Below are 7,148 nucleotides of genomic sequence, written 5' to 3'. Positions count from 1 at the left end.
TGGTTGCCCTGCACACCGTGCGGGACCAGCTTGTCGCCCTGCTGCACGGTGGCCGAGACCGGCTTGGCCGCGTGGGTGGTGTCCGCCGCGTGGGCGGCCACCGGGCCGGCGAACACGCCACCGGTGAAAGCCAGACCAGCGATACCGAGAATGCTCTTACGCAGGATCGTGTTCATGAGGGGGCTCCATTCGGGGGTCGACGCACCCGGGGGTGGGCACGTGGCACCGTCAGGCGCTCAAAAAGTCTCGGGGGATCCGGCCACTCGCGGGGCAGGGATGCCACGTCGCGCGGCGCCGGAACCATGTCCAACGACCGGCGGCCCGGGATGATTCCCGGACCTTCACGGATACCGCCCCGCCTGGGGCGAGCCCTTACTCGGTCGTTCACCCGGTTACAACGCCACCGACCCGCCGACGATTCCACCCCCAGAGTGCCGCCCACCACCCCCGAACCAGACACCCACCCCAAACCCCCAAGCCCGGCCCCCAGCACCGCGCCCCGCCACCCGTGATCAAGGACTTCGCGGCAGCCTTCTGCGCCAACGAGAACACAAACTCCTTGATCACCGGCGAAATCCCCCCGGGCACCCGCCGAGTGCGGTCGATCATGAGGTTGACGGCGACTGGTGTCCGGTTTGTCGCCGCCAACCTCATGATCGACTGGGCTGGAGGCGGTCTCCGAGGACTGGGCGGCAGGGACGAGAAGCCGGCGAGGAAGAACGGGGACGAGAGCCGACCCCGGAGGTCCTCCGCGCGATCTTGCAGTTTCGGCCTCTGGAATGCCCTGTTTGCGAGGTTTGGGGGGTACGCAAGTGCAAGATCGCGCGGGGCTTGGAGGAGGCGGCTGGCGGTGACGGGCGGGTGGGGCTCGGCGGCGCTGTTGGTTGTGCGCGCGGGACGGTCAGGCGGCGGGCCAGTCCTGGGAGGCCAGACGCGGCGAGACCGCCCCGGGCGGGGCGGCCTCGAGCCAGGACAGGAATCCGGTGACAGTGGATCGCGCCATGGCGATCTCGATCGGGGCGTGGTGGCTGGTACAGCGCAGGATCACCCACTCGGCGGGCATCGACATGCACTCCTGCCCCTCGGGCAGCCGGCGGCGCTCGACCGCCAGCCCCTTGCGCGAGAGCACCCGCTTGGGGCGCAGCGCGAAGCTGAACATGCGATACCAGCGGAGCTCGTCGCCCACGAAGCGACCGAACCCGGGTGACCAGCCACGACCGTCGAGGATCGTGTTGACCCGGACGCTCAGCCGGATGATGCCACCGCTACGGGTGAACAGGGCCCGCCGGATGAAGAGGATCAGAAGCGCGACGACGATGATCGCGAAGCCGATTCCGATCCCTTCGACGATCTCCATCGGCGGGTCGGCTCAGCGGGCCGGGGTGGCGGGGGTTGCGCTCTCGGCGAGGACTGTGACGCCCTCACCGGTCACCGACAGGAAGCCGCCGTCCACGTCGAACGCGATCTGCTGGCCACCGGCCTGCTTGATGCGTACCTGACTGGGTTCGGCGAGCTGGCCGAGCAGCGGTGCGTGCCCTGGCAGCACACCGAGCTCACCCTCGGTCGTCCGCGCGACGACCATCTCGGCCTCGCCGGTCCAGACCTTCTCCTCGACGGCTACGAGCTCGACGTGAAGCTGCTGTGCCACGCTGTCTCCTTGCTGCGGCGGCGGATTGCCGAAAGTCTAGTCGCGCCCCCGCAGCCCACCCAACGCGGGTGGTGAGAGCCCTGCCACCACGGCCCCGCACCCGCTCAGGCTACTTGGTCTTCTGGATGAAGTCGGGGTGCTCCAGCAGGAACGCGTCGAGCTGTTCGGTGCGCAGCGCGGTGAAGAAGTCCTCCGCCGGTTCGAGCAGTTCCTCGCCCCGGTAGTTGCCGCCGGTGCCGATCGAGCCGCCCGGCAGCTTGATCGTCTCGATCGCGTCGGGGCGGATGTCCTTCAGGGCCAGCCCGAAGTCCACCACGCTGTTGCCCCGGCCGTTGAACACCAGTGACTTCCCGGCGGCGCGCAGCACCCGGTCCAGCTTGACCGGGTTGGTCACCACGTCGGCGCTGAACGCCTGGCTCGCCATCGCCTTGACGAACTGCTGCTGGTGCCGCTGCCGGCCGTAGTCGCCGTCCGGCACGCCGTTCTTGGGGTAGCGCTGCCGGACGTAGTCCAGCGCCTGCCAGCCCTTGAGGTGGGCGTTGCCCTTCTTGTACACCGCCTGCGGTCCGAGGTAGCCCCCGCCGCCGGGCCTGAGCTGGCGCGGCGTGCCGTCCGGCTGGAGGTGCTCGGAGCGCACCTCCCGCTCGATGTACATGTCGACACCGCCCATGGCGTCGACGATCTTCTTGAAACCGCTGAAGTTGATGATCGCCCCGGCGTCGAAGCGCTTGATGCCGGTGACCCCCTGCACGGTCTTGGCGAGCAACTCGAAGCCCTGAACGGTGCTGGGGTTCTGGCCCGGCACGTTGCTGCCGTGCGACATGGCCGCGTTGAGCCGGTCGTTGGCGCCGGCGTACTCGGCCTTGGGGAACGCCGGAATGTCCACCCGCAGGTCGCGTGGGAGCGAGAAGAGATAGCCGCGGTCCATGCTGGCGGGCACGTGCAGCACCATGATCGAGTCGGCCAGTGGCCGGGCGGTGGACGTCCGCGGGTCCACGCCGACGAGCAGGATGTTGAGTGGCCCCTTGATGTCGCTCTTCTTCTCGTTGGCGCCGGCGGCCTGGTCGCCGAAGAGGTCGGCCTTGCCCACCGATCCCTCGTAGCGGGCGACCAGGGCACGTGAGCCGATCAGCACGGAGCCGCTGAGCACCACCATGACGATGCCGAGGATGGTGCAGACGCGGGCCCACCGGGGCACGCCGCGCCACATGGACCGCTTGCCGCGATCCGTGCCGCCCTTACCGCCCACGAGCATCTCCAATCGTCGCGCCCTCGGGTAGGAAGACGGGCACGGGGGTCCGTTTGGTTGCAGAGATCAACGGCCGGGATGTGAAGTCGTGTCAGAAACGGTAGCGCGTGATCCGGCGAAACGCTTGCCGGAGAAGCAGGCATCTGATAGAGCGCTGCGCCGAACAGGCGAAGGCCGCCCCGGCTTTCGCCGGGACGGCCCTCGTGGGTGTGAGCGGGCTCTCAGCCCTCCTCGCCCATCAGCTCCTTGGCCTTGGCCCGGAGGTCGTCCAGGCCGCCGCACATGAAGAACGCCTGCTCCGGGAAGTGGTCGAACTCCCCCTCGCTGATCCGGCGGAAGGCGTCGATGGTCTCGGAGATCGGGACCGTCGAGCCGGGCACGCCGGTGAACTGCTCCGCCGCGTACGTGTTCTGCGAGAGGAACCGCTCGATCCGTCGGGCGCGCCCGACGGTGAGCTTGTCCTCCTCGGAGAGCTCCTCGATACCGAGGATGGCGATGATGTCCTGCAGGTCCTTGTAGCGCTGCAGGATCCGCTTCACCTCGGTGGCGACGGCGAAGTGCTCCTCGCCGACGAACTCCGGGGCGAGGATCCGGGACGAGGACGCCAGCGGGTCCACGGCCGGGTAGATGCCCTTGTCGGAGATCGACCGCTCCAGGTTGGTGGTCGCGTCGAGGTGGGCGAACGTGGTGGCCGGCGCCGGGTCGGTGTAGTCGTCGGCGGGCACGTAGATCGCCTGCATCGAGGTGATGGCCTGGCCCCGGACGGAGGTGATCCGCTCCTGGAGCTGGCCCATCTCGTCGGCCAGGGTCGGCTGGTAACCCACGGCGCTCGGCATGCGGCCGAGCAGCGTGGAGACCTCGGAACCGGCCTGGGTGAAGCGGAAGATGTTGTCGATGAAGAGCAGCACCTCCTGCTTCTTCACGTCACGGAAGTACTCCGCCATGGTGAGCGCGGACAGCGCGACCCGCAGCCGGGTGCCCGGCGGCTCGTCCATCTGGCCGTACACCAGGGCGGTCTTGTCGATGACGCCCGACTCGGTCATCTCGGCGATGAGGTCGTTGCCCTCGCGGGTGCGCTCACCCACGCCGGCGAAGACAGAGGTACCACCGAAGTTCCGGGCCACACGGGTGATCATCTCCTGGATGAGCACCGTCTTGCCCACGCCGGCACCGCCGAACAGGCCGATCTTGCCGCCCTTGACGTACGGGGCGAGCAGGTCGATGACCTTGATGCCGGTCTCCAGCATCTCGGTCTTCGGCTCCAGGTCCGCGAAGGCCGGGGCCTTGCGGTGGATGCCCCACCGGTCGTCGGCCTCGATGGTCTCGCCCTCGGTGAGGTTGAGGCACTCGCCGATCGCGTTGAAGACGTGGCCCTTGACCGCGTCACCCACCGGCACGCTGATCGGCGCCCCGGTGTCGCGCACGTCGGTGCCGCGGACCAGACCGTCGGTCGGCTGCATCGAGATGGCGCGGACCAGGTTGTCACCCAGGTGCTGGGCGACCTCCAGGGTCAGCGTCTTCTCACCGCCGGAGAGGGTCACGTCGACGTGCAGGGCGTTGAACAGCTCCGGCATGGCGTCGCGCGGGAACTCGGCGTCGACGACCGGGCCGATGACCCGGACCACGCGACCCGTGGCCGTCTTGGTCTCAACTGCGGATACAGTCATCACACTTCACTTCCCGACGCGGCCAGCGCGTTCGCGCCGCCGACGATCTCACTGATCTCCTGGGTGATCCCGGCCTGACGGGCCGAGTTCATCTCACGCGTGTACTTCTCGATCATCTCTTCGGCGTTGTCGGTGGCGCTCTTCATCGCCCGCCGGCGGGCGGCCGACTCGCTGGCCGCCGACTCCAGCAACGCCGCGAAGATCCGCGTGTTGATGTACTTCGGCAGCAGGGCGTCGAGCAGCGACTCCGGCTCCGGCTCGAACTCGTACGCCGGCAGCGCGCCCTCGGACCGCGGCCGGTCCTCGACCTGCATCGGACCGATGATCCGGGTCACCGGGTTCTGCGTCATCAGGGACTTGAACTCGGTGTAGACGATGTGCAGTTCGTCCACGCCGAGGATCCCGTCGGCACCGGCGTCCCCGTCCGTGTCGTCCGCGCCGGCGGTGAACGCCTTGATCAGCGTGTCACCGACCTCGCGGGCGTCGGCGAACGTCGGCTGCTCCGAGAAGCCGGTCCAGCTTCCGGCGATCTCCCGGCTGCGGAACCGGTAGTACGCCACGCCCTTGCGGCCGATGACGTAGAGCACCGGCTCCTTGCCGTCGGCGCGCAGCCGGGCGATGAGCGACTCGGCGGTCCGGATCGCGTTCGAGCTGTAGCCACCGGCCAGACCCCGGTCGGCCGTGACCAGCAGGACGCCCGCCCGCCGCACCCGCTCGCGCGAGGTGAGCAGCGGGTGGTCGATCCGCGCGTTCGAGGCCAGCGCCGTCAGCACGCCGGTGATCGCCTCGGCGTACGGCAGCGAGGCCGCCACCTTGGCCTGGGCCTTGGCGATGCGGCTCGTCGCGACGAGCTCCATCGCCTTGGTGATCTTCTTCATCCCCTTGGCGGAACGGATCCGCTGCCGGAGAACGCGTACCTGGGCGGCCATCGGATCAGCTCTCGGCCGGGCGGTCGGCGCCGTCGCGCAGGCGGGTCACCGTCTCGCGGGACTGCTCACCCTCCAGCGGCTTGGCCGGCGCCTCGTTGATCCGGACCTCCTCCTCCTTGCCCAGGAAGAGCTGCTTGAACTCGGTGATCGCCGAGTCGAGCGAGGAGATGATGTCGTCGCCCCACTTGTGGTCCGCGATCGAGGCCAGGACACCCTCGTGCTTGTGCCGGAGGTACTGCAGGAACTCCGACTCGAAGCGGCGCACCTCGCCGACCGGGACGTCGTCCAGCTTGCCCTCGGTGCCGGCCCAGACGGAGACGACCTGCTCCTGCACCGGGTACGGCGAGTAGTTCGGCTGCTTGAGCAGCTCGACCAGCCGGGAACCGCGGTCCAGCTGAGCCCGGGAGGCCCGGTCCAGGTCGGAGGCGAAGGCGGCGAACGCCTCCAGCTCGCGGTACTGGGCCAGGTTCAGCCGCAGCGAGCCGGCGACCTTCTTCATCGGCTTCACCTGCGCGGCGCCACCGACCCGGGAGACCGAGGTGCCGACGTTGATGGCCGGCCGGACGCCCTGGTTGAACAGATCGGTCTCCAGGAAGATCTGGCCGTCGGTGATGGAGATGACGTTGGTCGGGATGAACGCCGAGATGTCGTTCGCCTTGGTCTCGATGATCGGCAGACCGGTCATCGAGCCGCCACCCAGCTCGTCGGAGAGCTTGGCGCAGCGCTCCAGCAGACGCGAGTGCAGGTAGAAGACGTCACCCGGGTAGGCCTCACGACCCGGCGGGCGGCGCAGCAGCAGCGACACGGCACGGTACGCCTCGGCCTGCTTGCTCAGGTCGTCGAAGACGATCAGGACGTGCTTGCCGCCGTACATCCAGTGCTGCCCGATGGACGAGCCGGTGTAGGGCGCGAGGTACTTGAAGCCGGCCGGGTCGGAGGCCGGGGAGGCGACGATGGTGGTGTACTCCATCGCGCCCGCCTCCTCCAGCGTCCCCTTGATGGAGGCGATGGTGGAGGCCTTCTGGCCGATCGCGACGTAGATGCAGCGGACCTGCTTCTTCGGGTCGCCGGAGCGCCAGTTCTCGCGCTGGTTGAGGATGGTGTCCAGGGCGACGGTGGTCTTGCCCGTCTTCCGGTCACCGATGATCAGCTGACGCTGGCCGCGGCCGATCGGGGTCATCGCGTCGATGGCCTTGATGCCGGTCTGCAGCGGCTCGTCGACCGACTTGCGGGACATCACGTTCGGGGCCTGGAGCTCCAGCTCACGGTAGCCCTCGTTGGCGATGTCACCGAGGCCGTCGATGGGCTCGCCGAGCGCGTTCACCACGCGGCCGAGGAACGCGTCACCGATCGGCACCGAGAGCACCCGGCCGGTGCGCTTGACGCGCTGACCCTCTTCGATCCCGCCGAAGTCACCGAGGACGACGACACCGATCTCCCGGACGTCGAGGTTCAGCGCCACACCGAGCGTGCCGTCCTCGAACTCCAGGAGCTCGTTGGTCATGGTCGAGGGGAGGCCCTCGACGTGGGCGATGCCGTCACCGGCGTCGGCGACGGTGCCGACCTCCTCGCGGGAGACGTCGGCCGTGTAGGAAGAGACGTAGCGCTCCAGGGCGCCGCGGATCTCCTCCGTCGAGATGGTCAGCTCGGCCATC

At 68.8% G+C, this 7,148-nt stretch carries 6 protein-coding genes; all 6 read right to left on the bottom strand.

The genetic code is table 11. The features are described from left to right. Nucleotides 1-901: 901 nt before the first annotated feature. The 6 genes from AB0B20_RS27680 to atpA all read right to left on the bottom strand — a co-directional run bounded on the left by AB0B20_RS27680 (nucleotide 902) and on the right by atpA (nucleotide 7,147). Nucleotides 902-1,357: a DUF2550 domain-containing protein gene (locus tag AB0B20_RS27680; protein ID WP_357474677.1), complete on the bottom strand. Its 456-nt coding sequence runs from the start codon at nucleotides 1,355-1,357 to the stop codon at nucleotides 902-904. A 12-nt stretch (nucleotides 1,358-1,369) separates the two neighbouring features. Next, nucleotides 1,370-1,648, bottom strand: coding sequence for a F0F1 ATP synthase subunit epsilon (locus tag AB0B20_RS27675; protein ID WP_357383911.1), 279 nt, complete (start codon nucleotides 1,646-1,648; stop codon nucleotides 1,370-1,372). 109 nt (nucleotides 1,649-1,757) lie between these two features. Next, nucleotides 1,758-2,903: an LCP family protein gene (locus AB0B20_RS27670; RefSeq protein ID WP_357383932.1), complete on the bottom strand. Its 1,146-nt coding sequence runs from the start codon at nucleotides 2,901-2,903 to the stop codon at nucleotides 1,758-1,760. Between the two features lie 215 nt (nucleotides 2,904-3,118). Then, complete coding sequence (gene atpD / locus AB0B20_RS27665) at nucleotides 3,119-4,564, bottom strand: F0F1 ATP synthase subunit beta (protein ID WP_357474674.1); 1,446 nt, start codon at nucleotides 4,562-4,564, stop codon at nucleotides 3,119-3,121. Further along, nucleotides 4,564-5,493 carry a F0F1 ATP synthase subunit gamma gene (locus AB0B20_RS27660; protein ID WP_354871302.1) on the bottom strand — a complete coding sequence of 310 codons (930 nt, stop codon included), beginning with the start codon at nucleotides 5,491-5,493 and terminating at the stop codon, nucleotides 4,564-4,566. Before AB0B20_RS27660 ends, atpD begins: the two co-directional genes overlap by 1 nt. A gap of 4 nt (nucleotides 5,494-5,497) precedes the next feature. Next, on the bottom strand, nucleotides 5,498-7,147 hold the full coding sequence (gene atpA, locus AB0B20_RS27655; protein ID WP_357383906.1) for a F0F1 ATP synthase subunit alpha: 1,650 nt from the start codon (nucleotides 7,145-7,147) through the stop codon (nucleotides 5,498-5,500). Nucleotide 7,148: the final 1 nt, after the last annotated feature.

It is taken from the genome of Micromonospora sp. NPDC049151 (genome assembly GCF_040648395.1).
Taxonomy (GTDB): domain Bacteria; phylum Actinomycetota; class Actinomycetes; order Mycobacteriales; family Micromonosporaceae; genus Micromonospora.
The sequence above is the reverse complement of the archived record's forward strand: the minus strand, read 5'-3'. Positions and strand labels throughout refer to the sequence as shown.

Excerpts from the sequence above, each read along its gene's own strand:
- atpA (WP_357383906.1), bottom strand. The coding sequence starts at position 7,147 with ATGGCCGAGCTGACCATCTCGACGGAGGAGATCCGCGGCGCCCTGGAG.
- atpD (WP_357474674.1), bottom strand. The coding sequence starts at position 4,564 with ATGACTGTATCCGCAGTTGAGACCAAGACGGCCACGGGTCGCGTGGTC.
- AB0B20_RS27660 (WP_354871302.1), bottom strand. The coding sequence starts at position 5,493 with ATGGCCGCCCAGGTACGCGTTCTCCGGCAGCGGATCCGTTCCGCCAAG.
- AB0B20_RS27670 (WP_357383932.1), bottom strand. The coding sequence starts at position 2,903 with ATGCTCGTGGGCGGTAAGGGCGGCACGGATCGCGGCAAGCGGTCCATG.
- AB0B20_RS27680 (WP_357474677.1), bottom strand. The coding sequence starts at position 1,357 with ATGGAGATCGTCGAAGGGATCGGAATCGGCTTCGCGATCATCGTCGTC.